Consider the following 25,590-nt stretch of genomic DNA (forward strand, 5'->3'; position numbering starts at 1 on the left):
TACCACGGCCAGTAGCCAATTTGGGCCGCGATCTAGATCATGACCCAGCAGTGTCCGGGCACTCCGCAAAGCCAGCGGACGCGCTCCTGTCTGTGGGGTAAATAGAAATAATTTCTCGGGTATTGTCAATGTGCTGGATAACACTATCTTAGCACTATCTTAACCTGAAGCAATTATCATATATGTCCAAATCCTCTGACCGCGTTTCGTCACTGAAAAAAATCGCAGACCTGCTTACGGGACTTTCCTTACAAGTGAAAGCATTGACCCTGTCAGGCGACAGCAGCGTGAACGCGCATATGGAAATGATATATATGCAGATATTAAACCATATTTATGGTCTTCAGCTCAAAAATCTTAACCACCTCACGCTGAACTATCCCGCCTTGGATCTGGTGGACGAACAGAACCGCGTGGCTGTACAAATTACGGCATCGGCTAATATGGGACAGATCGACAGGACCCTGGAACAGTTTTTCAGTCATAACCTTCATAAAAAAATAGATCGGCTTTTTATCGTCTTGACGACAGAGCGGACGGCGGCATTTTATCCGGCACAGCTCAAAAGGCGCACCGAGCGTTTTGGGAAGGATATCCCGTCCGAGAATTTCCTGACTGTGCTTGACCATGCAGCAATCTACAAGGAAGCGGTGGCCATGAATGACCAAAGAATCAATTTAAGGCTGATCCAAATATTGGAAAAGGAAACCGGCGGACTCACCGGATTGCGATCTGCACCGGCAAGTCCGCCTAAGACCATATTAGTAGCATTCTCTGAAGATAATTACCACGTCGTCCTGGGGGTCGTTGAAAAATTGCTGAGGTCGAATGTACAGGTCTATCACAGCAGCAGCCGTTTACAGGCAGAACTAAACGAATTCGTTAACCTCTACCTATTACGTTCAGAAACGCAGCAACCCATGGATTTTTGCGTATTGGTTCTGTCAGATGACTTCATCGTTAACAAGTGGCAGTCTAACAGACCCTGCCATATCCTTACTTCAGCATTTAACCAAAAATCGACGGTGATCATTCCGTATTACCATAATCTAACCATACGGGTACCGGCGTCGATCTCTTCGAACTATCAGGCGATCCCTGTTGAACTGACGCTGAACAACGTCCAGCAGATTGTCAATGAGATAATCGGCCGTTTTGACCCGCACAGCAGTACCAGCGTTGTCCGGCAGTTACAGGAACATAAGGAATTTGAAAAGATCCTGCAACTAACCGGTTCCGGTTACACCTATCGGCCCGTAGCCGAGGAGAAGGGTCTGGGCTTCCACATATTTGAACAGATCAACCCCTTTAACGATCTCAAGATCCTATTTATTTTTATCCTGCCGGGAGCTAACCAGCAGCGGAGTTATCAGCATATTGTCCAGGAATATGGCAGCGAAAATCTGCTGCGGTCCTGGATCTTATTGTTAAAAGACCCTGACCGTAAAGAGTCGAACATCCGTTTTGAAAACATCAGGAAACTGTTTAACCCTTATCGTATCATTTATCTCGATCAATACGTTTGGGAGTTTTGTACACCCAAAGAATTCCGGGAAAACGCACAGCGGTTCAACATTAAGAATTTCGTGACACCTAACCTGTATGATGAATCTGAACAACCAATCAGTGTCGAAAATTTATTTGAATGGCTGGTCAAGCCGCAGCTGCCCGTACTGGTGCTCAAAGGCTCAGGGGGGATCGGTAAGACCACTTTGGCCCAGATGCTGGGGGATCGCTTCCTGGATGACAACCCGGCTTCCCGGGTTATTTTCATCAATTCCAGGGAGATCCTCAACAACCTGCGGAACCAGCGCCAACCCAATGTGGGTATCGACCTTTACAGTTTCTATCATGCGACGATCGATACCGATACCCATTTGGATTCAGAGAAGTTTATGGTCAATATGGACCATGGCAACATTTTAATGATCATCGATGGCCTCGATGAGGTCATGGCCAGTATCCCACAATTCGACGCTAATGATTTTTTTAATTCGATTCGCAAATACACCCCTTTTATCGGCAATGCCAAGGTACTGATCACCTGCCGGAATTACTTTTGGGACAATTCACAGATTCAGCGGACGGATGATCTGTCTTGTATCGAAATACTGCCCTTTGATGATGGATTGGCGAAAACCTATTTTACCATGCGCCACGCCAATTCGCCGAACCGCGTGCAGAAAAGTATGCGTCTTGCCCATCAGTTGGCCTATTATAATGAAAACACCGGCCCTGCCGAATACCTACCCTTTGTGCTCTCTATTATTGACGACTGGGTAGAAAACCAGCAGATCGAGGAGGAAGAACACGAACCGGATAATTTTTTCACCTCGATTTACCTGAACGAAAAGAACCCATCGGATTTTATTCTTCACGGTATTTGTACCCGTGAGCAGCTGAAAATGAACGAAACAATGACCGTTGATAAGCAGCTCAAATTGTTCATTGATTTCTCATTGTGTAATATCACCCCTACAAATCATGCAGATCCGAATCCACACCTGTTAAAAGGTCAGTTCATAGCCCTGGCCAATGCTATTTTCCCTAATATTTCAGAAAGTGCGCTATTGTCTTTACTGGCACATGCCTTTGTCGAGATAGCTGGCGAGATCGTCTCTTTTCGATTTGATTTCCTGGCCGATTATTTCAAAAACATTTTTATCAGCCACGCTTTGCGCACCGAAACTGATCCAGACTTTAAGTTGATCATGATCCTGGCCAGCCACGCAAAATATTACTCGTCCTTCATGAAAGAGATCGCAATCCGGATCGATCAGGTTTTGGATGATGATAGCCCGCTGATGTACCGGATCTATGATCTGCTGGATTACATCCGGCTAAACGAAGACGGCCTGGACATTGCGTTTATCCATAAGGCGGTTTCGGGTCTCTTCTCCACGGCCTTACACCTGAAAAACCGCCAAAATACACCTAATATAACCGGCAACACCCTCCTGCTGAAGAACCTGTTTGAAAAAGACAAACAAATCAACCATTTGGCCTTGATCGATGTGCTGAGTTTTGATGACAGTAAACGGATCCTTTTTGATTTTTCCGGCCTGCGATTCATCAATTGCCATTTTAACAATTACGCCTATTTCTGGAACTGCAAGATGGATAGCGATACCAGGTTCGAAAATTGTTACTTCAGGAACATGCGGGCGGATGAGATCAGCAATAATCTCCGTATCGGCATCGGGCAATTTCCGGACTGTGACATGGACGATTCTTTCCGGGAGGTATTGGAAAAAATTCAGCCCGATGATGTCCTGGAAAAAGATCTCAAATTGCAAGATTTAAGAAAGTTGCTATTATTATTTCAGGTACAAGGACGCTTATCGACACGCTCACGGGAACATGTACTGGAGAAGAAATATGTCAAAAGGATTTTTTCCCTGGAGCAACTACTGGCCTTTTTGACCAAGCATGGTGTACTTAACTTCAGCATTGATCAAAAAGACGGCTTGCTGGTTACCGAAAAGTTCCAGTCAGATGTTCAGCGCTATTTAAATGAAGGCGTCCGAGCGCCTAATTTGAAGAGAATCATCAATGCTTTGATCAACGAGCCCGCTGAACCTTAACCACAGGCTTTCGTTACTTGCGCGACTGAACAGAAAGGAACGACCATAACTGTCATTATTAACAGGCATTACCGACTTTACCTTAACTATGAAAAAAATTACCCTTCCGGAATTATACAAGGTCGAAAAGCTTGGTAAAAATGAGATCACCCAGTTTATTGCTGACGAAACCTCTTTTAAACCTGACAGCATGGAGCTTGGCGATACTTATATCGTAGCGATGGATGGCGATAGGCCGATTTGTATCGCGCAAAAAGGCAAGGCATTTCCTCATACTTATACGCGTGTGTTGGTCGCGGATAAAAAACCAACTACGGAGAATATCTATGCCCAGCCCTTAACCTGGCTGAAGCACCCCCAGTTAAACCGGGACTTTGATCCGGCAGAAGCAAGAGAGTCCTGGATCAATGCGTTTCAATTCAAAGAAGAAGATCTAACGGAAAATATCTTCGGTCTTCGAAAGCCGCAGATCGCGGCGATCTTTAGTGTCCTGGCGCATTGGCGTGTAGGTGACGAGATCGGCACCGTGGTCATGCCGACGGGTACCGGGAAAACGGAGACCATGTTATCGTTATTGATCGCGCAGCGCTGTGCGAAGGTTTTAGTGATCGTACCAACCGACCCTTTGCGGGAACAGATATCGGAGAAATTTATTTCACTTGGGTATTTGCAGCAACCTGAATTTGGAATTGTGACGCCCACAGCTCAAAAACCGGTCATAGGCGTTATTAATGAAAATTTTAAGACCGTTGGGCAACTGCAGGCTTTTCTGGATCAGTGCAACGTGGTCATTACCACGATGGATATGATTAGTTCCGGAAGCACGGTCATGCAGCAGCATTTGGCAGATAATGTGACGCAGGTATTCATTGACGAAGCGCATCACGTCAAAGCACCGAGCTGGTTAAGATTTCGCAGCCTGTGTCAGCCGATCAAGGTATTACAGTTCACGGCAACGCCTTTCCGGAACGATGGTCAGGGCCTCGACGGTAAGTTTATTTTTAATTATTCGCTGAAAAAAGCCCAAGAAGATGGGTATTTCAAAAAAATAAACCTCATCCAGGTCAATGAGTGGGATAATGCGAAAGCTGACCAGGTCATCGCCGATGCCGCTGTCGCGCGTTTACGAAAGGACATTGAAAAATATGATCACATTTTGATGGCCAGGTGCAATACGCAGGCGCGCGCCGACAAGATCTATGAACTTTATCAGCAATACCCGGAATTCAATCCCGTGGTCATACACCGGGGTATTAGTGGCCGGGAAAGGACGGCAGCTAAAGAAAAGATCTTAAAAAAGGAAGCCAAGATCATTGTCTGTGTCGATATGCTTGGTGAGGGCTTCGACTTGCCTAACCTGAAGATCGCCGCCTTTCATGATATCCGCCAAAGTTTGCCGATCACCGTACAGCTGGCCGGCCGGTTTACCAGAACAAAATTCGATGAACAATTGGGGGATGCGAGTATCGTCGTCAACTTGAAAGATGCGGACGTGCCCAAAGAATTAGAGGAGTTCTATGCATTAGGCGCCGACTGGAACACGATCCTGCCGAGGGTAAGTACCAGCCGTGTCCACAAAGAGGTCGATTTTGCCGAGTTCCTGAATGGGTTCGCTGACCTTGATGCCAGCAAGATCCCTTTTCAAAGTTTAAAACCGGCCCTGAGTACGGTGGTCTATAAAAACCATACCGATGGCTGGTTCCCTGGCAACTTTGCGGCCGGTATCCCTCAAGCCGATGATCTGGATTACCTCTTTCCTTCTTTGAATTCGGAAAAGAAAACATTGATCATTATCACGGGCAAAAAACAAAATATCGACTGGGGTTATTCCAAAGAAATCTACGAGATACTGTGGACCTTGTACGTGATCTATTGGGATACTAGAAATAACCTTCTATTTATCAATGCCAGCGACAACGCCGGCCTTTATCCTGAACTGGCCCATGCGCTCATCGGGGAAAGTGCCGAGATCATTAATAAGATCAATATTTTCAAGGCTTTCTATGGGATCGAACGTGTGCGTCTGCAAAACGTCGGTCTGAAAGAGTTTTTGGGCCGGAATAAGTCCTTTAGTATGCACACCGGCTTTGATATTGAGAAAGCCTTGGATTTGGCAGACAAGGAAGGATCTGAAAAAGCTTTCGTCTTTGGAACAGGGTATGAATCGGGTGAAAAAGTGTCCATTGGCTGCTCCTATAAAGGCCGCATTTGGTCCCACGCTAAGGGTGATGTACAGGAACTTGCAGCCTGGTGCAGCGCTGTCGGAAATAAATTGATACGTACGGATATCGATCCAAACACGATCTTGAAAGAAACCCTGATCCCTAACTCCATACCCTTGCGTCCGCTGGTCACGCCGTTCGCGGTCGACTGGGACGAGTCGGTTTTTTTGGAACCCGAAACACGGATCACTATCTTGGTGGGCAACAAAGAATACCCATTCTATCAAACGGAACTGGAAGTTGTCGAGCCAACTGAACGCGGCGAACTGTTATTTGAATTGGTGACACCTATCGAACGGATCAGATTTAGACAAAAGTTGTTCAACAATGGACGCTTTGATGACTTCGAAATCGAAAACATCACGCCTTCGCTCGGCCAGGTCATGGTCAACAAGGGGCGCAAACAGTATAAGTTCGAAGGTTATTTACATGAGAACCCCGTGATCTGGTGGTTTGTGGATGGATCATCATTAGCTGGGAATAATTATGTCGAGCTCAAGCAATTGATCCCTTCGTATCCCAAAGATCAGATCCTTCCTCGCACTTGGGCCGGGGTTAATTTGAGTAAAGAATCACAAAAGATCGATCCTAAAGAAACAGATTCCATTCAATATACGCTGATCAGGGAACTATCCGCAGGGGATTATGACCTGATCTACGATGATGATTACAGCGGAGAGATTGCCGATATTATCGCCATTAAGCAAAACGAAGAGGCGATTAATATCCAGCTCTATCATTTGAAATATGCCAAATCCGGCAAGGTCAGCCAACGGGTGGATGATCTTTACGAGGTTTGCGGACAGGCGATGAAATCTATCAACTGGAAATTTAAAGACGCGAAAGAGTTTTTCGAACACTTGTTAAGGCGGGAAATCAAAACCCGCAAAGGCAAGTCGTGCTCCCGGATCGAACTCGGCTCGAAAGATACGATCGTTTTTCTCAAAGAGATCGCTAAGAAAAGTTACCCTGTAGAATTTGAAATGTTTATCGTTCAACCCGGGCTTTCGGCGAGCAAAGCGTCTGCTGAACAATTGACCTTACTGGGTGTAGCCAGTTCCTATTTAGCCAGCAAAGGCTGCATAGGCCTGACTGTTATCGGTTCTGCTTAAATCTAAGCCTAAATAAAAATAAGATGGCTGGGGGAATGATTGTTACAGGCGATGCCTATCTTTGGAAGAACCTGCCATAGAAAAAACGTGAACCTGCCTGCTCAACCCAATTTGCCCGTCAACCGTTTAGCCGGCTGTTTCAATAACACGGTGCTGACGTACAAATTCTATTGGTTCCTGGCCGTGATCAGCCGCCTGGAACACGGCGCGACCACCATCAGTAAGCGGGAACTGTTCGCCGAAATGGTTGCCCATGCCTGGTTCACCGTGAATTACTTTCATGTTTCTTTCGGCAAACAGGATAAACTCCAGCAGGCTATTGAACGTATCCGGCTGGCAGAAGCCCTGACCGTTGACGCCAACCGTTCCTCGATATTTAACCAACTTTTGAGCACCGGTAATAAAGCTACAGTTCAGCAATTGAAACATTTTGACGCCGAGGTACCGCACCGCTTCCTTAGTCCCTGATTTCCCGCGGGTGATAAAGCGCAGGCTTACGAACTGTCACAAAGTTTTACCAATAATTGTCCTTACGCTGTTTATAAAGAGCATATCGAGATCAACCCGGAATGGGTTACTTATTTGCAGACCAACGCGGGCGTCTTAAAAAGCTTTTGTTATTGGCACCTGGCGCTCTACCTGCAGCAAAGGAATCCGAATGTGCCGGACATCCCCAACAAACTGATCAAGATACCGGTACGCAAAACGCTGACGCAGCAACGCAACTTTTGGGACATGGTCATTGCCGAACTCGGGGGCGTGGATTGTATTTACACCAATACCCGTCTGCAGACGGGCAACTATGCTGTCGAACATTTTATTCCCTACGCTTTTGTTTCGCACGACCTGATCTGGAACCTTGTCCCGGCAAACCAATCGTTCAATAGTTCTAAAAGTGATAAGTTGCCTGACCTCAACCGTTATTTCCAGCCATTCTTCAACCTGCAGTCTCAGGCTACGGAGATCGTTAAGCACAAAGCGCCGAAAAACAAACTACTGGAGGACTACCTGTCCTTATTCCCCCTGTTTGAACACGAGCCACTTGACCAGCAAAAATTCCTGGAGCAGATCCAGCCGCTCGTTACGATTGCCAGCAATAATGGCTTTCAATTCATGTGAACGTATTGCAAAGGAATAACCTTTTTATAAATTTGCGTATGACCCATCCGATCAATTTGCAGATCAAACGTGCCGATAATACCTGGGATATTATTGAGGCGGCGCCTTTGCTGATCGAGGAACGACAGGACCTGGTGTCTACCGGTGTTTTCCAGTCGTACCGCGGCTTCCCGGAGTTTGATAGTAACCTGTTTGACGCAGATGAACTACGCGAGCGTTACATGGAAAGCATGGAGTTGGTAGGTGAGGCCAATCCCGGCTATTTCGGTGAATTGCACTTTACCTGCATTGGTTATTACGAATGGAAATATGAGGGTAACCGCCTAAAGGAAAGCGAGGTCTGGCAGATCGTGGACTGCATTCAGGATTACGCCGCCGGTAAAATACCAGTTACTGCCAATGGGATCATCATGTCACCTCCTGAGAATCCTGAAGAGCTGCCCCTAACATTTAAGTTTGGCAAGAACCAGGTGGTGAGCCAAATTCGTCTGGAAGAAATGGAAGGCCATTTTATCGTGCTAGTCAACGGCGAGCCGACAGCGCAGATCGAATTAATGGGAGAAGACTGGGAGATCACCGGGGGCGATATTTACGACCGTGACCTATTAGACGAAATACTACGCCGCATTAGAGCGAATACTTAGGCGGCCATGGACAGAATTCATCCTGCTATTCTCGCTAACCTACAAGGCAGCCTTATCGGCAGACTTAAGCTCAACCTTTATCGGAAAATGACGGGCCGTGAAGGCATCGCGCCCTCGGCCAAGGAACGCCAGCGTTTTGTTAAACCGTTGGTAGGTAAAGATCAGATCGTGGCCTTGGAGCTCTTCCATTATGTCCTCCAGGACGCGCGCTATGGGGTACTCCAGTTCAAAGACCTGGAAAAGACTGTCGATATGCCGCAATTGCTGGCCAAACTCGATAGCGCTCCCCTGAAACAGCCCATGTTCTACGAGGTCCAGGGTTATACCGAGGCGCCGCTCGGTATCTTGATCCACTGTCATCAGCTGCGAGACCTGGAGGGATACTTTTATGCGCTATGTTTCCTGAGCGAGCGGGACTTTCCTGACAGGATCGCTTATTTTGAGGTCCGCAGCAGCCAAAAACACCCGGAACCAGCATTCGTCTACCATAATGAGCAGGGGATCAGTACCACTGCTGGGCAGTCGGACAGCATTATCCGTGATGACCCTAACCTATGGTTGTGCCTGCAGGCCCTCGATTTTTTGGCGAATAACCATATCGACTCTTTTGTTCCGGTGACCACCGCTGTAAAAAATCAGCGAAAATTCAACCTCAAGGGCCCAGGCCGGGGCCCGGACGATCCGCGTTTTATGACCCTGATCAAAAAAGCCTATCTGCGGCAACTGGCCTGTCATAGCGGCTGGGTAACTATCGGCCAGGTCGTGCCTTTCAGCTACGAAGCCTGCCTGGAGATCCCGCTCCCGGAGTTAGAACATCTTAAACGTGATCTGGATAAGATCCGGCAGTTGGGTATTGTGGTTTATTATAGAGACGGCGTTTTGGTAAGCAGTGATGATTACCTGATCTATTTGGCTTGCCGGGCCTTCGGCGATAAGGAGATTAAGGTGATCCTGTTGGGTAATGAGGGTTTGGAACTGCTAGGCAAACACATCAGTGGTGACGCTTTACTGATCCCAGACCTGTATGTCCGGCCGGCCCGGAACATCGACCAGCTGTCACCGGCTTACCGCGAATTGCTGCTCAACGACCACGTCGGTAAACTGGCGGCCTGTATGAATCTGGAATCGCTGCTGCAAAGCAAGTGCGTCGTATTGTCCGAGGACAGCCTGCTGCAATACTTGCAGGTGCTCTTAAGTGCCAATGGTTTCCAAACGTCGGAGACCACCCTGATGTCTTATGAGAACTGCACCAAACTGGACCTGCTGCCCCTCACGCTGGAAACCTTGCGCCGAATCAATCCGGCCCTGGAATTTATCATCCACCGGGATCGCGACTACCTTTCGGACGAAGCTGAGGCTGCGATAGTCGCCAAGATCAGGGCACTTGGCGGACAGCCACTGATCACCCGCGGCACTGACATGGAATCCTATTTCCTCGATCAACAGCATATCAGCCACCTTTATCCGCAATTGAGTCAGGACACCATTTCCAATATCTTACAGCAGGCCTTTGCCAGGACCCGTGCGCTGTCCACAGAAAAAATGCTGAAGGCACTATATAACAACCGTTATACCGAACATCTTGGCGAACTGCCCGGTCTGGAAGCACAGTACGACGCCAACCCGGAGCGGTATGCCAACGGAAAAGAAACGCTTCGCGCGGTCAAAGACCTCTTGCGTCCATTACTTTTCAGTAACGCCGAACTGCTGGCAGAAAGCCCTTTTCTCAGGACCGGACTACTAACGCAGATCAGCGCGCGGCTCTGGCCATTTTAAGCCCGCGCCAACCTCAAATCATCAATCATCGTACGGAAAATTGATCAATTCTCTAAGCATTAGTCGCAGCATATATTGCAACAATCAGTATTAATGATTATTTTTACATCAGTCATTAGGAATCAAACAATATCAAATTATTTGTGAAAACTTCGGGAGTTTTCATGAAGCAGAATTTGTAAGTTATTGAAAATAAGGATAATACTGAACTGTGTTCGAGTCCCGTCCACCTTCGACCTCCTTCATTAAAATGTCCAAAATCCTATTAGAACACGCGGTACGTAATTCGGTGCATAAACTCTATAAGGTGCCATTTTGCCACCTTATAGAGCTGTAATTATTAAACGGTTAGGTATTTCTGTTTGAGAGCTGCCATATCCTGGCTCACTTTTAAGTCCAGGATTTTAGCGTAGTGCTGGGTTGTTTTGATATTTGTGTGCCCTAACATTTTGCTGACTGTTTCTATCGGTACGCTATTGGATAGGGTAACAGTTGTGGCAAACGTATGTCTCGCCAGGTGAAACGTCAAATGTTTAAGAACATCCGATAAGTCAGCTATTTCTTTAAGGTAGGCATTCATTTTTTGATTACTCAATACAGGTAATAGCAATCCTTTATCTTCACATTGGGGATGATCGTTATAGCGGTTTAATATTGCTAAAGCTACTGGAAGCAGCGGTATGCGGGAAGATGTATCTGTTTTTTGGCGATTGGTAAATATCCACTGCTCACCATCCATGCCAATGCCGATCTCGCTGCGTTTCAGCTTCTTGACATCGGCATAAGACAAACCGGTGTAACAGCAAAAAACAAAAATATCTCTTACCTGCATCAGGCGTTCAATCGTAATCTTTGGAGATGTCGTAATATTATCAAGTTCCTGCTGCGTGAGAAAAGTGCGTTCTTTTGCCTTTGCCGTGGATTTAAAATTGATGAATGGATTTTGCTTTAGCCAGCCATTAGCAATACAGTGATTAGCTATTTTTTTAAGATGTTTAATGTACTTGGCGGCAGATACACTGGTAATTTTACAATCTGCTTTCAGGTAAAACTCAAATCCTGTAATAAAGGCGTAGTTTAATTGGCTGATCTCTATATCTGTTTTGCCATATTTTTTTTGCAGGAAGCCAGTAAGGTGTTTTTCGGACGTATTGTACCCTTTTAATGTATTTGCTTCAAACCCATTACCAATCAATGCCTTTACTTTGGCATTATGTTCAGCAAACAGTTGCATCAGATAGCGGTTCTTTTCTGTTTTTCCTGTGAATTGGTTCTGTAGGCTTTCAGTGGTGATGCGCTGGTTTGCATCAATCAGCACCTGGTGCGCATTTCTAACTTTGGTTAGCAGGCTGTCCAGATAATTATTAAGCGATTTGATCTCTTCTTTTGCGCCGATAGCCCGACCCGCATGGCTGTTCCATTTGGCCGGATCACATTCACGTCCGGCAGACATTTCTACGCGTTTACCGTCTACAGTAATGCGCATGTAGACGGCCATAGGGCCGCCTTTGTAGTTTTTTTGCTTTCTCAGGTAAAAAAGCAGGTGGAAATTACTTTTCATAATTACAAGCTTAAAAGTGAAACAAAAGTAAGTTTGTAGCCTGCCATTATCAAGATGTTTAATGATTGAACATCTTGATAATCAATTAATTATAAGCAATTCGGTGCGTAGCATTTTTCCATTTAGGTACGCACCGAATTTGCGTCTTTTTTGTTGCAATTTGGTGCATAAAATGGTGTTTTGATATAAACAAAAAAACCTGCAATCATTTGATTTGCAGGTTTTTAGCATCTTTCGATATTGTTTTTAGTAGCCCGTAGGGGAATCGAACCCCTGTTTCTAGAATGAAAATCTAACGTCCTAACCCCTAGACGAACGGGCCTTTTTTATTTTTGTTTCCCTTATTTTGGGAATGCAAAGATATAGCTTTAATGATAAAAATAAAATAAAATTTAAATTTTATTTGTTTGTCGCTGATAATGAATGTTGTTTTTTTATTTACCAAACAAAATAGCCCTATTTTCATTGTAAATCTGCAGCTGTTAAGGCTATCTTTACCATAAAATCAATTTACTTATGAAAGCAATCTGGAATGATAAGGTAATCGCCGAAAGCAATGATACTATTATTGTCGAAAATAATTATTACTTCCCTAAAGATAGTGTTAAGGCCGAATACCTGGAAACTACTGATACGCATACCACCTGCCCGTGGAAAGGCCTTGCATCATATTATACCCTTAATGTAGAGGGCAAAAAAAATCCGGATGCGGCATGGTATTATCCGCAGCCCAAAGAAGCGGCTGCAAACATTACCAACTATGTTGCATTTTGGAAGGGCGTTAAAATAACCGACTAAACATGAAGAAATACGATGCCATCGTCATTGGCGCGGGTCAGGCCGGCGCTCCGCTTGCCAAAAAACTTGCCCTGGCCGGCATGAAAACCGTAATTATCGAAAAACGATTTTATGGTGGCACCTGCGTAAATGATGGTTGCACGCCTACCAAAACCTGGGTGGCATCAGCAAAGGCGGCTTATATGGCCGCCAAAAGCGCTGATCTGGGGGTGCCGGTAAAGCGATTTTCGGTTAACATGCCAAAAATTAAAAAGCGGAAGGATGATATAGTGATGCGCTCACGTATGGGCGGCCAGCATGCAGCCGAGAAAACAAAAGGGTTGGATGTTGTTTTTGGTGAGGCTACTTTTACCGGCGAAAAAACAGTTACAGTTACCCTTAATAACGGCAAAAATCAAAGCCTGCAGGCCGATCTTATTTTTTTAAATCCAGGTGCAAAACCTTTAATCCCGGAAATAGAAGGGCTTAAAGAAATTGAATACCTCACTTCAACTACCATACTGGATCTGGATTATGTGCCAAAACATCTTTTGATTTTAGGGGGCAACTATATAGGCTTAGAATTTGGACAAATGTTCCGCCGGTTCGGGAGCAAAGTTACCATATTAGAAAAATCAGCCAGGATAGTTTCTCATGAGGACGAGGACGTGTCGGCCGAGATGCAAAAGATACTGGAGGCGGAGCAGATCAATATCCATACCAATGCGCAAGCCACCAGATTTAAGCAAAAGGCCGATGGTAAAATAACAGCCACGGCAACAATTAATGGGGAGGAAAAAAAGATTAAATGCACACATGTTTTAGTGGCTGTTGGGCGCATTCCACAAACCGAAACGCTGGGTTTAGTTAAAGCAGGTGTAAAAACAGATGAACAAGGGCATATTAAAGTAGATTCAAAGCTGGAAACCAATGTGAAAGGTATTTATGCTTTAGGTGATGTAAAAGGAGGCCCGGCTTTTACACATATCTCTTACAACGATTATACCATTGTATACCGTAACCTTATCGAAAAACAAAACCTAAATACTATCGATAGACCTGTGCCCTACTGCATGTTCACCGATCCGCAATTAGGCCGGATAGGGATAGATGAAACCGGGGCCCAAAAGCAAGGATTAGATTACAAAGTAGCCCGGCTGCCTATGACACACGTTGCCCGTGCTATTGAAACTGGCGATACCCGGGGATTTATGAAAGCGGTGGTTGATAAAAAAACCAAAAAGATCTTAGGCGTTACCGTATTGGGTCCCGAAGGTGGCGAGATCATGACGGTGTTGCAGATGGCTATGGAAGGCGGTATTACTTACGACAGGATCCGCCATTGTGTGTTCGCGCATCCACTGTATTCCGAATCATTGAATAATCTTTTTTTAGCTTTGGAAGATTAGTTTTACCATATGATAAAGGTTGAAGGTATAAGTAAACAGTTTGGCAATATTAAAGCCGTTGATGCTATATCTTTGGAGGTGCAGGAACAGGAGAACCTCATTTTGCTAGGCACCAGCGGCTGTGGTAAAACCACCACGTTAAAAATGATAAACCGTTTGATAGAGCCTACCAGCGGCAATATCTATATCAATAACAAAAATATATTTGAGCAGCAACCCGAAGCTTTACGGCGGGGTATTGGCTATGTATTGCAAAATAACGGACTATTTCCCCATTATACCGTTGCCGAAAATATTGCTGTAGTTCCGCAATTGCTTAAATGGGATAAAACGAAAACCATACGCCGCACTGCCGAATTGATGGAAAAGCTGCACCTTGATGCCAGCTACCTGAATGTTTATCCAAATGAACTCAGCGGCGGGCAGCAGCAGCGAGTTGGGCTGGCAAGGGCCCTGGTATCCGATCCGCCGGTTTTGCTGATGGACGAGCCTTTTGGCGCCCTTGATAATGTAACCCGATCGAACATTCACAAGGAATTTAAGGCGCTTGATGAGTTGAAACGGAAAACCATCATTATGGTTACCCATGACGTGCTGGAAGCCTTTGAACTGGGCGACAGGATTTGTTTGATGGACAAGGGTAAAATTGTACAATCGGGCACCCCAGCCGAATTATTGTTTGAGCCTGCCAACGAATTTGTTGAAGGTTTCCTAAAGGATCAACGCCTGCAGCTGGAATTTAAAGCAGTACGATTGGATGACCTTTGGGATTTGCTGCCTGATTTGTATAAGGAGACTAATACCTCTTCGTTATCATCTGATATGGATGTTTGGACTGTATTGGAAAACTTCAAATTCAGTCGCCAGGAAACCATCAACATCGCTAAGGATCAAAACAGGCAGAAACCAGTGAGCTTTGAACAACTGATGTCGGCTTTTTATCAATATAAAAACAAGCGGTAGCATGAATGAGCAGCAGCAAACATTGTTTGAGTTTATGGGCCAGCAGGCCGATAAACTTGCAGTGCAAACACTGCAGCATATCGGGCTTACTTTTATCTCGCTTTTTATAGCAGTGCTTGTTGGCTTGCCGCTGGGCATTTTTATTACCCGTAAAGTAAAACTCTCGGGGCCGGTTTTGGGCATTGCAGGTGTGTTACAAACTATCCCAAGCATTGCGCTATTGGGTTTCATGATCCCGGTTTTAGGAATAGGTGCCAAACCCGCAATTGTTGCTTTATTGCTTTACGCATTGCTGCCTATAATTCGCAATACGTATACCGGCATTACCGGGGTTGATGCCGCGGTAAAGGAAGCCGCAGTAGCTATGGGGATGAATAAGTGGCAGACATTATTTAAGGTGGAGCTGCCTTTGGCTATGCCCGTTATCTTAGCCGGTATCCGCACCGCCACAGTGATCAATGTGGGCGTGGCAACATTGGCTTCGTATATAGCCGCGGGTGGCTTAGGTGAGTTTATTTTCGGGGGCATCTCGCTTAACAATACCAATATGATACTGGCCGGGGCAATTCCGGCGGCATTACTGGCTATCATTTTTGATTTCCTGTTATCCCGGGTGCAAAAGCTTAACTTCAAAAAGATTAAGGCAAGCGCCTATGCAATACCTGTTCTGTTGATATTGTTGTCGTCGTTTTACTTTATTCCATCGGCTTATGGCGGCAAGCTTACCGCCGGCTTTACGCCCGAGTTTATGGGCAGGCAGGATGGCAACCTTGGATTGGAGCGTAAGTACGGTTTAAAGATTCACACCATCGTAATCAGCGATGCTGTGATGTACAAGGCCGCGTTTGAAAAGCAACTGGATGTTATCAGCGGTTACTCAACCGATGGCCGGTTAAAGGCCTATGACCTGGTGGTACTGGATGACGACAAGGAGATTTTTCCACCCTATTACGCTGCGCCTATCATCCGCGAAGAATCGCTCAGGAAATTTCCTGACCTGGAAAAGACATTAAACCTGCTATCGGGCAAAATAAATGATTCCGTTATGACGGAATTAAACTACCGTACCGACTATCTTCACCAAAGCCCGGAACGTGTAGCCAGGGATTTCCTGTCAGCCAATAAACTGTATAAGTCATCCCGTGAGGGAAATGCTGGAATCGTTCGCATCGGTTCAAAAATATTTGGCGAGCAATACATCCTGGCCAATATATATAGTATGCTGATAAAGGGATATACCAATTATGATGTATCCACAAAAACAGGGTTGGGGGGCACCAAAATTTGCTTTGATGCCTTGACTAATGATCAGATTGATTTTTACCCCGAGTATACCGGTACAGGTTTGCTGGCCATATTACAGGCATCGCCGGAAACAATTGCCAGGGTAACAAAAAATAATGACAGCACATACAACTATGTGCAGCAGGAGTTTAAAAAACGCTACCAGGTAAAATGGCTAAAACCAATTGGTTTTAACAATGCTTACGCGTTAATGATGAGAAGGCAACAGGCAAAGAGTTTAAATATTAAAACAATTTCAAACCTTAAACGATATTTGAATAGTAAGTAATTCGATGGATTTAGCCAATTGTTATAAAAGAGTTCGCCAGCGTACGGAGCAGATCTGCAGCCCCCTGCAAACGGAAGATTACGTGGTACAGCCGGTGGTTGATGTTAGTCCACCCAAATGGCATATAGGGCATGTTACCTGGTTTTTTGAAACTTTTATCCTGAAACCATATTTTATGGGTTACCAGGAATTTAACCCCAATTATAATTACGTTTTTAATAGCTATTATGAAACAGTTGGCAACAGGGTTATTCGTACCGACAGGGGTAATTTAAGCCGCCCAACGGTTGCCGATATTTACCAATACCGCACTTATGTGGATGAGGCCATGGCAAAATTCCTGTGTGAGGAGCCATCGGCAGAAATAAAAGAGTTGCTTGTCCTCGGCTTTAATCACGAAGAACAACACCAGGAGCTTTTATTAACCGATATCAAATACATTTTGGGGCATAACCCATTGTTCCCGGCTTATTCTGATAAGTATATCTCGCCAAAGACCCAAAAAGCCGGCAGTCCCGGTTTTATTAAGATAGATGAGGGGGTATATGAAATAGGCCATACCGGCGATGGGTTTTGTTTTGACAATGAGCTAAACCGGCACAAGGTTTATTTGAATACGTATGAAATAAGCCCAAACCAGGTTACCAATGCAGCGTACCTGGAGTTTATCAATAGCGGCGGTTATCATGATTTCAGGCATTGGCACGCCGAAGGCTGGGATTGGGTGAACGCCAATAAAATTGAATCGCCGCTTTACTGGCATTTAATTGATGGCGAATGGCAAAACTATACCTTCCATGGCTTGCTGCCGCTTAATTTAAAAGATCCCGTTTGCCATATCAGCTATTTCGAAGCCTATGCTTATGCCTCATGGAAAGGCCTCCGTTTGCCTACTGAATTTGAGTGGGAAGCAGCAGCAACCCAATTTAGCTGGGGTAAAAGCTGGGAATGGACCGAAAGCTCATACCTCCCTTACCCCGGCTTTGCAAAAGCTCCCGGTGCAATTGGCGAATACAATGGTAAGTTTATGGTGAACCAAAAGGTGCTGCGTGGTGCATCTGAAGTAACTTCGCCGGGACATAGCAGGATAACTTATCGCAACTTTTTTCAAACACATTTACGCTGGCAATTTACTGGCATAAGACTTGCGCGGTAAAAGCACAAAAAACAGGAAGATATGGACTCAACCTTAATTCAAACCGAATTGAACCCAACAACAGGCACTAAAACTGATTTGTTTTATAAAGATGTTATAGCCGGGTTACAATCGTCGCCCAAACGTTTAAATTCAAAGTATTTTTACGATGCCAATGGCGATAAGCTTTTCCAGGAGTTGATGAACTGTGAAGAATACTATCCAACCAATTGCGAACTGGAAATATTTTCTGAAAGTACCGATGAGATCACCAATGCACTCATTGCTTCGGGAGATGCTTTTGACCTGATAGAGCTTGGTGCAGGCGATGCAATGAAGTCGACTTACCTGCTGAAAGATTTGCTGGCTAAAAAAGCCGATTTTACCTATTTGCCTATCGATATATCTGAAAATGTAATATCATATCTTAATATCACCCTGCCGGTAACTTTGCCGGGTTTAAAGATTACCGGGCTTAACGGCGAGTATTTTGATATGCTGAAAAAAGCAGCTTCGATATCGTCAAGACGAAAAGTAGTTTTGTTTTTAGGATCAAATATTGGCAATATGCCGGTGCCAGAGGCAATCGAATTTTGCAGGGAGTTAAGAAATAACTTATCAGAAGGCGACATGGTGCTGATTGGAATGGACCTTAAAAAGGATCCTAAAATAGTGCTGGCTGCGTATAACGACAAAGGCGGGATTACCAAAAGATTCAACCTTAACCTGCTGAAGCGCATCAATCGCGAACTTCGGGCAGATTTTGATCTGACCAAATTTGATCATTACCCAACCTATGACCCCGAAACAGGTGCATGCAAAAGTTACCTCATCAGCCTGGAGGATCAACAGGTGAAGATAAACGGAAAGGAAACGATCACGTTTATGAAAGATGAATACATCTTCATGGAGATCTCTCAAAAATTCACGCTCATGCAAACCGACCAGATAGCCATAAACGCCGGTTTTGCACCGGTAACCCAGTTTTTTGATGGTAAAAAGTGGTTTGTTGATGCGGTTTGGGTAGCGGGGTAAATTTTGGTGAATTGCGAAAGACATAATTTTACAAACGCTTTAGGTTGTCGGTTTTAACTGGCAACCTTTTTTCATGTTAAAGCCTGCCAGTTTGGTTTTTTCGACAATTCAAATCACTCGCAAAAAACAGTTGATTTTTTTTTAGAGAAGCATACGGATATAAATTGCCGGTAAACTTTTGTTCTTAATAAAAGGATTGTGGTCATTTAAATTAATATTTGTTGTTAACACAATTATTAATTATATAATTAAGTTTTATGCCATTACCTATATTATATACTATCTATAAGCCCATCAAACATAAAAAATGTCACTAAATGCCTTTTGCGCTGTTTAACAGGCTATTGTGTGAGATAAATGGTGCCGCTCAAGTGTATTATTTACACTATTTCAAACATCAAAATAATTATTAAAAGTTTTCTTTCTATTAATTATTTAATTATAATTGTTAAATAAACACTAATAATTACTTGCATGTAAGTTTGCAGTTTCTCCAATTATAGACGAAGCCGAAAATCTTAAGAGTAGGCACCAACCAATTTTATCTATTTTTTTATGAAAAGAAATTTTTCACTGGCCGCGCATTGCAAAGTTTTAGCGGTAGTAACAATTATGATGGTACTAAGCTGTAAAAAAAATGAGCGGGTCAAAACCATCGCCGAAGTGGAAACTACGGCAACAAGTAAAACTAAAACTATAAATTCTTTAGCAGGCGCCACTGGTATTCATGATCCTTCAACTATAATTAAACGTAACGGGGTTTATCATGTTTGGGGTACAGGCAACCAAATATATCATCTTACCTCAACTGATTTAATAAAATGGACGGCAGCTTCAACCGTATTCGCTTCGGGAACATGGCCCAGCTGGATAAATTCATATGTATCTGGCTTTGGAGGAAATTTTTGGGCCCCCGAATGTGTATACATGGGAGGCAAATATTATATGTATTACTCTGTTTCGATGGGTGCAAAGCCTTGCGCAATAGGGGTAGCAACCAGTACCGACTTAATTACATGGACAGACCAGGGGATGGTTGTTTACTCTGATAATAACACAGTTTATGGCTCCATTGACCCTGCGGTATTTGCAGATGCCAGTGGAAATTACTGGATGACATTTGGATCGCACTTAACCGGTATCTGGATAGCTCAGATAAATCCTGCTACAGGTAAAAGGCTTAACAGCACTGTTAAAAATATAGCCGGCAGCAGCAGTAGCGAAAATGAAGCATCGTACGTGATCAGGAATGGCAGTTATTATTACCTGTTTTATAATAAGGGCATTTGCTGCAACGGCACCAGCAGCACCTATTACGTTCAAATGGGCAGATCAACCAGCCCTAATGGTACCTATGTAGATAAAAACGGTGTAAACCTGCTTAGCGGCGGTGGTACTACGGTATTAAGTACTTCGGGTAAATATATAGGACCCGGGCAAGTGGGCCTTTATTCCGAAAACGGGTATAATTTTGTCACCTATCATTATTATAGCGGCGATAATAATGGTACGCCGACGTTGGCGGTAGGTAATATGGGTTGGTCTGGCGGCTGGCCTTTTATTACGCAAGACTGGATTGCCGCTGGTCGTTTTAAAATTATAAATAATAACAGTGGTAAGGTTTGGGATGCGTGGGGTTGTACAGGGGCTTCACAACAGGCTATTGCACAAGGCACCAGTAACGGGCTTTTATGCCAGCAATGGGACTTTACAGCACTTGGCAACGGCATTTATAAAATAACATGTGTACAAGGCGGTTTGGCTGCAGATGTTACCAATTGTAATGCGGCAAACGGCGCTCCGTTAGATTTGTATGCCTACCTGAATAATAATTGTCAAAAGTTCAATTTAGAAAGGGCCGCAAATGGCGGTTTGGTATTTACATCGTTAAATGGCAACCGGGTAGTAGAGGTACCCAATGCTTCAACTGCCGATGGCGTTCAGCTGGCATTATATGATTATAATGGCGCCACCTGCCAACAGTGGACATTAGGCACCGCCGGCCAATAAAAACCGCTTATTTAAAAGCGCAATACTGAATACTAAAAAGACTGTACTCTTGATAAGAGACAGTCTTTTTAGTAATACTATAGCAATTTCGGATTAAGTTTTGAATCTATCAGCCCACCAATTGGTTTACCCTTTAGCCATTTATGGTGATCTTTTTTTTGCCATTCGTTTTTATATGGGGTAATGCGCGCTCCATCAGCCACGTAAATAACGGTCATCACCTCGCGCATTTTATTGGAGTTGTTACCGGGCGCGTTGTGTATAGTAAAACCACGGTGCCAGGTGGCATCGCCAGCCTTCATGTTTCTTGCGCGACTTATCGGGAAGTTATTATCTTTCACATAGTCGTCAAATGCAGATTCCGACTCGTCTGAGATTTCATGGTTAAAAACGGCTCCCTTAGTATAAGAGTTTGATGCAAAGGTGAGCATACCCATATCTGCATCAATATCAACCAGCGGCATCCACATGGTTACCGTATTATTGGTATCAATTGGCCAGTAATATTGATCCTGGTGCCATGGGGTGGGGCCACCCCACGCTTCTTTAAACAGGGCCTGGTCATGATAAATTCTTACATTTTCAACCCCCATGAGGTCGGCGGCAATTTTGGCCAGTCGTTTAGCAAACACAAACCTTTTTACATCGGCATCAAGCGTCCACAGGTTCATGATCTGTAAAAAAGCCTTGCCGTAAGTATCTCTGTCTTCCAGTTTGCGTTTCTCGGTATTATACCTATCGACAGCGCCAACAATTACAGGCCTGTAAGCTTCTATTTCTTCTTTTGAAAGTATGTTTTGAATCAGGGTGTGCCCCTTTTCCCGGAATTCGTGAATGCTTTCTTCCGGTAATTTTATAAAATCGTCCAGCAGTAACAGATCAGAAACCTTGGTATTCATATTTTTTTAGTTTATATTCAAAGTAAGTTTAACTTTAGCCGATAAAAAATGAAAAGAATGGTGTAATTATGGATTATTTTATCCGTAACTTAACATATAAATAAATTCTACGTTAAAATATGCAATGATAAAGGCATCGTACGAAGTTCTTCAGCCCTCAAGTAGTCAATCATTCTTGGTCAGAAAATTTGATAAACTGGCATTTGATGCCCCTTATCACTTTCACGAGGAATATGAGCTAACCTGCATTATAAAAGGAAGCGGCAAGCGATATGTTGGCAGCCACATGGAAGATTTTGTATCTGGCGATGTTGTGTTGCTTGGCCCAAACCTGCCGCATTGCTGGAAACTGGAAGCAGGTGATTCAATAGCAGCCGAAGCGGGAGCAATAGTGATCCAGTTTAATGATGCTTTTTTAGGAGATGATTTTTTTAATAAGTTTGAGTTGCAGCATATCAAAAGGCTTTTTCAACAAAGTGGCTGCGGCATTTCATTCCACTCAGATACCCAGGTTGAGGTTAAGCAGCTTTTGTTGAACCTGGTAGAAGAAAAAAGTAATTTCAGGATACTTATAGGCTTATTGGAAATACTGCAGCGCCTGGCCTCATCAGATGAGTATATTTTGCTCGATCAGCACCGTATTGTAGCCGAGCGCTTATCTGCTGAGCGGGAACGCATACACCCGGTATTTGCTTACTTGGTTGAGAATTTCAGAAAACAGGTATCATTGGATACGGCCGCAGGTATAGCCAACATGACCACAAATGCTTTTTGCAAATACTTTAAAAAAGTAACCCGTAAAACATTTATGGAAACTATAATTGAATACAGGCTCAATTATGCCATTCAGCAATTGGTACAAACAGACAAACCCATATCAGAAATTTCATATGAAAGCGGCTTTGGCGATGTTTCACATTTTTATAAAATGTTTAAAGCCAAAATGCATCTTAGCCCCCTTAATTACCGTAAAAAGTTTATGCATAACCTAATCAGCAGCGCCAAAAAGTTATCGGCTTAAAAATCAGGTTACATTAATGATGCCGCGTTTAATAGCGTAAATAACCAGGCCAACCAGGTTTTTTGAACCGGTTTTTTCAAATAAGCGGGCGCGGTAGCCTTCAACGGTACGTACACTCAGGAAAATCCTATCGGCTATTTCCTGGTTTGAGCATTCCTGGCAAACCAGTTTCAGCACTTCTATCTCGCGTTCATTAAGGTCGGCTTTATTTTGAGTTACACTTTCGGAGTGATCATTGCCCATCAACTGTTTAATAAGGGTGATGGATAAGTGTTCATTAAAATAAAAACCCTTATTATGTACGGTAGATACTGCTTCGATAATCTCTTCAGGCTCGGCATTTTTAAGCAGATAGCCCGATGCCCCGGCCTTCATCATATCCACAATATACTTATCCTCGTTAAACATGGATAGCGCCAGTATCTTGATGTTTTTATAATGCTGATGAACAGCTGAGGCCGTTTGGATGCCGTCCATCTCGGGCATTTTAATATCCATCAATAGTACATCTGGGGTTTGGGTTGTTAATAAACCCATCAATTCTTTGCCGTTTGATGCTTCAAGTATAAGGTCAAAATCTTCGCAATCTTCAAGTGTGGCTTTTAGTCCATTCCTGAAAATTTTATGGTCATCTACTATACCTAATTTAATTGTACTCATTGATTAACAAATAGTTGGATAAAGATAGATTAAAGATACAAAACTATGTTATTTTTAATTTAATAGTAGTAAGTGTGCCGTTTAACGGTTTGCTGTAAATATTAATTTCGCCGTTAATGAGCTGTACCCGGCTTTCAAGGTTTTTAATTCCAAAGCCTTGCGTTACTCCACCCTGGTTAAAACCTACTCCGTTATCCTTAAATTCCATCACCATATAATTGCCCTCCTTATTTATAGACAGGTAAATAACAGTGGCATCAGAGTGTTTAATGGCGTTGCCAAAAAGCTCCTGCGCTATGCGGTAAAGGGCAAGTTCAATTTCATGTGGAAAGCGCTGATCGGGCATGTTTTTGCTAAACTTCACCTTAATGTGAGTGTTTTGCTCAACCTTACTGCTCAGGGCTTCAACAGCCACAAGTAATCCATAATCGGTAAGTACAGGGGGCAAAACATTGTGAATAATATTGCGAATCTCCTGAATGCATTCATCAGTAAGCCTGCGGGTATCGGCCAGCAGGGGCTGGGTTGTTTCACTGATGCAGTTTTTATCAAGCCTGTGCAAATTAAGTTTTATAGCCGATAATACCTGCCCTACACTATCGTGCAAATCCTCAGCCAGGCGTTTGCGTTCGCTTTCCTGGGTTTCAAAAACAGCAGCCATCAGATCGCTTTGCCTTGCATCATGCAAGGCCCGCAATTCAAGCTGGTTCTTTATCATTTTACGCTGATAAATAATCACGAAGAAAAATAAGCAGGTAATCAAAACAACCACTACCAGCGTACCGATTATTAATATCGGGATTAAACCGTTTTCTGTAGCTGGCAAAATGACCTTACTGATTTTTAATGTCGGACTCAAGTTGTTTTTTGTGGCTTGCAAAGTAATCCTATTGAATATATAACGTTGGCAATGATATTGGTTATACTGAATATAACATAATAGTCAGCCTTATCTTTATCGGGTATCTGGCTAAAAAGCATAAATAGAAAAATATTTACAGAAGAATAAACCAACACTCCAGCATTGACCCAAAATAAACCTTGTTTTTCTATTTGGATAAATTTTTGCGGATTTAGCAGTTGGTAAAAATAAACTAACGACAAAATAATTAGCAAAATACTAGATGCGGTATTTGATATTGTTGGATACTCAAAAATGTTCCTGGTATTATAAAGCACTATTAGCATTACAATTGTCGAAAAAACTAATGTAATTTTCTTAAGTACCGATTTTAAAAACGAGTTATAATATATGACGCCAAAAAACACAATACTTGTAACTACACTAACGTGAAGTAATGGTATTGTGTTTAATGGGGTCTTGCTATTTTGACCAAGATTATAGGCTAACCACATAGTAAAGTCAAAGGCCCCGGATATCAATAAATACAGAGCTAATATTTTCATCAGCTTATCTAAATGCTTATAGTTATAAATTGTAGCGAGTAACGGAAATACAGCCGATAAAACAGAAATATTACTTAATAGCAAACTTATAAGCATGGTTAGCTCAATTATTAATTACGATTGGGTTAACACATTTTGAGGACACCCTGCCGTGCCAGGGCATGGCATAGCCTGCTCTCCAACTAAATAAGTTGAGGAGGACGCTGCTGCCAACTTTAAAGATTTTAATCCAACATGTCCAGATGGTGTTGATATCTTCCCGCTTTTCATATCGGGTAGTTGATCTTCGCCGTCAGCTGTTACCCCTGTGATAATGAAGTGTTTTTGGCCTTTAACATTAGCAAAAACGGATAAAATAAAATTGCTTACCGATACCCAGAATTTTTGCCATCCACTAAGGTTTTCATCATTAGCATAGTAGATACGTATGCCCATGCAGCCATCCTGTTGCAGGATATGGTTAAGGATTTTGTTGCCGAAAAATTGCGAAACAGTGTCATTGGGATGCCTGTGCCGGTGATTTCGTGTCCACTGAGCTGCAAGTTCAAGATCGATTGCGGCTCCTTCTTCGCCGGTGATTGGGCTGGTGTCCCTTGTTGGTTTTGTTTCCATGATTGAATTTAATGAGGGTTAGGAATTAATTTGGATAAAACTAAGATTAATAAGTTATTAATTCAACAGGA

The 25,590-nt window shown here is 43.6% G+C and carries 20 protein-coding genes and 1 tRNA gene; 13 read left to right on the forward strand and 8 right to left on the reverse strand.

The features are described 5' to 3' along the window. The first annotated feature begins 182 nt into the window (after positions 1-182). Both AC1DQW_RS00665 and AC1DQW_RS00670 read left to right on the forward strand, forming a co-directional pair. Positions 183-3,584 (forward strand): SMEK domain-containing protein, encoded by a 3,402-nt coding sequence (locus AC1DQW_RS00665; protein ID WP_477452374.1) that lies wholly within the window; start codon positions 183-185, stop codon positions 3,582-3,584. A gap of 88 nt (positions 3,585-3,672) precedes the next feature. Next, positions 3,673-6,918 carry a DEAD/DEAH box helicase gene (locus AC1DQW_RS00670; protein WP_477452375.1) on the forward strand — a complete coding sequence of 1,082 codons (3,246 nt, stop codon included), beginning with the start codon at positions 3,673-3,675 and terminating at the stop codon, positions 6,916-6,918. A 126-nt stretch (positions 6,919-7,044) separates the two neighbouring features. On the opposite strand, the gene AC1DQW_RS00675 is transcribed toward AC1DQW_RS00670, so the two are convergent. Then, entirely contained in the window at positions 7,045-7,338 is a 294-nt protein-coding gene (locus AC1DQW_RS00675; protein ID WP_477452376.1) for a hypothetical protein, read from the reverse strand. 162 nt (positions 7,339-7,500) lie between these two features. Between AC1DQW_RS00675 and AC1DQW_RS00680 the strand changes: the two genes are divergently transcribed. The 3 genes from AC1DQW_RS00680 to AC1DQW_RS00690 are packed head-to-tail and all read left to right on the forward strand — an operon-like array spanning position 7,501 to position 10,457. Next, entirely contained in the window at positions 7,501-8,037 is a 537-nt protein-coding gene (locus AC1DQW_RS00680) for an HNH endonuclease domain-containing protein (RefSeq protein WP_477452377.1), read from the forward strand. 38 nt (positions 8,038-8,075) lie between these two features. After that, positions 8,076-8,681: a hypothetical protein gene (locus AC1DQW_RS00685; RefSeq protein ID WP_477452378.1), complete on the forward strand. Its 606-nt coding sequence runs from the start codon at positions 8,076-8,078 to the stop codon at positions 8,679-8,681. 6 nt (positions 8,682-8,687) lie between these two features. Continuing rightward, positions 8,688-10,457, forward strand: coding sequence for a hypothetical protein (locus AC1DQW_RS00690; RefSeq protein WP_477452379.1), 1,770 nt, complete (start codon positions 8,688-8,690; stop codon positions 10,455-10,457). A 340-nt stretch (positions 10,458-10,797) separates the two neighbouring features. Here AC1DQW_RS00690 and AC1DQW_RS00695 read toward each other — a convergent pair whose 3' ends face one another. Beyond that, positions 10,798-12,018, reverse strand: a complete 1,221-nt coding sequence (locus tag AC1DQW_RS00695) for a site-specific integrase (RefSeq protein ID WP_477452380.1) — start codon at positions 12,016-12,018, stop codon at positions 10,798-10,800. 250 nt (positions 12,019-12,268) lie between these two features. Next, positions 12,269-12,340, reverse strand: a tRNA-Glu gene (locus AC1DQW_RS00700). Positions 12,341-12,534: 194 nt separating this feature from the next. On the opposite strand from AC1DQW_RS00700, the gene AC1DQW_RS00705 reads away from it, so the two are divergent. The 7 genes from AC1DQW_RS00705 to AC1DQW_RS00735 all read left to right on the forward strand — a co-directional run bounded on the left by AC1DQW_RS00705 (position 12,535) and on the right by AC1DQW_RS00735 (position 20,920). Continuing rightward, complete coding sequence (locus AC1DQW_RS00705; RefSeq protein ID WP_477452381.1) at positions 12,535-12,816, forward strand: DUF427 domain-containing protein; 282 nt, start codon at positions 12,535-12,537, stop codon at positions 12,814-12,816. 2 nt (positions 12,817-12,818) lie between these two features. Continuing rightward, on the forward strand, positions 12,819-14,204 hold the full coding sequence (locus tag AC1DQW_RS00710) for a mercuric reductase (protein ID WP_477452382.1): 1,386 nt from the start codon (positions 12,819-12,821) through the stop codon (positions 14,202-14,204). A 9-nt stretch (positions 14,205-14,213) separates the two neighbouring features. Beyond that, complete coding sequence (locus tag AC1DQW_RS00715) at positions 14,214-15,167, forward strand: ABC transporter ATP-binding protein (protein WP_477452383.1); 954 nt, start codon at positions 14,214-14,216, stop codon at positions 15,165-15,167. A gap of 1 nt (position 15,168) precedes the next feature. Further along, positions 15,169-16,740, forward strand: coding sequence for an ABC transporter permease/substrate-binding protein (locus AC1DQW_RS00720; RefSeq protein WP_477452384.1), 1,572 nt, complete (start codon positions 15,169-15,171; stop codon positions 16,738-16,740). 4 nt (positions 16,741-16,744) lie between these two features. Further along, positions 16,745-17,896 carry an ergothioneine biosynthesis protein EgtB gene (egtB, locus tag AC1DQW_RS00725; protein WP_477452385.1) on the forward strand — a complete coding sequence of 384 codons (1,152 nt, stop codon included), beginning with the start codon at positions 16,745-16,747 and terminating at the stop codon, positions 17,894-17,896. Between the two features lie 21 nt (positions 17,897-17,917). Next, positions 17,918-18,910: an L-histidine N(alpha)-methyltransferase gene (locus tag AC1DQW_RS00730; protein ID WP_477452386.1), complete on the forward strand. Its 993-nt coding sequence runs from the start codon at positions 17,918-17,920 to the stop codon at positions 18,908-18,910. 555 nt (positions 18,911-19,465) lie between these two features. Beyond that, positions 19,466-20,920, forward strand: a complete 1,455-nt coding sequence (locus AC1DQW_RS00735; RefSeq protein ID WP_477452387.1) for a family 43 glycosylhydrolase — start codon at positions 19,466-19,468, stop codon at positions 20,918-20,920. 77 nt (positions 20,921-20,997) lie between these two features. Here AC1DQW_RS00735 and AC1DQW_RS00740 read toward each other — a convergent pair whose 3' ends face one another. Next, the gene (locus AC1DQW_RS00740; protein ID WP_477400372.1) at positions 20,998-21,819 is read right to left on the reverse strand and encodes a phytanoyl-CoA dioxygenase family protein; all 822 of its coding nucleotides are present in this window, start codon (positions 21,817-21,819) and stop codon (positions 20,998-21,000) included. 124 nt (positions 21,820-21,943) lie between these two features. Here AC1DQW_RS00740 and AC1DQW_RS00745 point away from each other — a divergent pair, with 124 nt between their 5' ends. Beyond that, on the forward strand, positions 21,944-22,840 hold the full coding sequence (locus AC1DQW_RS00745; RefSeq protein ID WP_477400371.1) for an AraC family transcriptional regulator: 897 nt from the start codon (positions 21,944-21,946) through the stop codon (positions 22,838-22,840). Between the two features lie 3 nt (positions 22,841-22,843). Here AC1DQW_RS00745 and AC1DQW_RS00750 read toward each other — a convergent pair whose 3' ends face one another. From AC1DQW_RS00750 to AC1DQW_RS00765, 4 genes are all read right to left on the reverse strand, one after another. Further along, positions 22,844-23,500, reverse strand: coding sequence for a response regulator transcription factor (locus AC1DQW_RS00750; RefSeq protein ID WP_477413061.1), 657 nt, complete (start codon positions 23,498-23,500; stop codon positions 22,844-22,846). Positions 23,501-23,543: 43 nt separating this feature from the next. Then, positions 23,544-24,218 (reverse strand): sensor histidine kinase, encoded by a 675-nt coding sequence (locus AC1DQW_RS00755; RefSeq protein WP_477452388.1) that lies wholly within the window; start codon positions 24,216-24,218, stop codon positions 23,544-23,546. Between the two features lie 137 nt (positions 24,219-24,355). Continuing rightward, on the reverse strand, positions 24,356-25,003 hold the full coding sequence (locus AC1DQW_RS00760; RefSeq protein WP_477452389.1) for a hypothetical protein: 648 nt from the start codon (positions 25,001-25,003) through the stop codon (positions 24,356-24,358). A gap of 18 nt (positions 25,004-25,021) precedes the next feature. Then, positions 25,022-25,519 (reverse strand): hypothetical protein, encoded by a 498-nt coding sequence (locus AC1DQW_RS00765; RefSeq protein WP_477452390.1) that lies wholly within the window; start codon positions 25,517-25,519, stop codon positions 25,022-25,024. Positions 25,520-25,590: the final 71 nt, after the last annotated feature.

This window comes from Mucilaginibacter sp. P5_A4 (genome assembly GCF_056400605.1).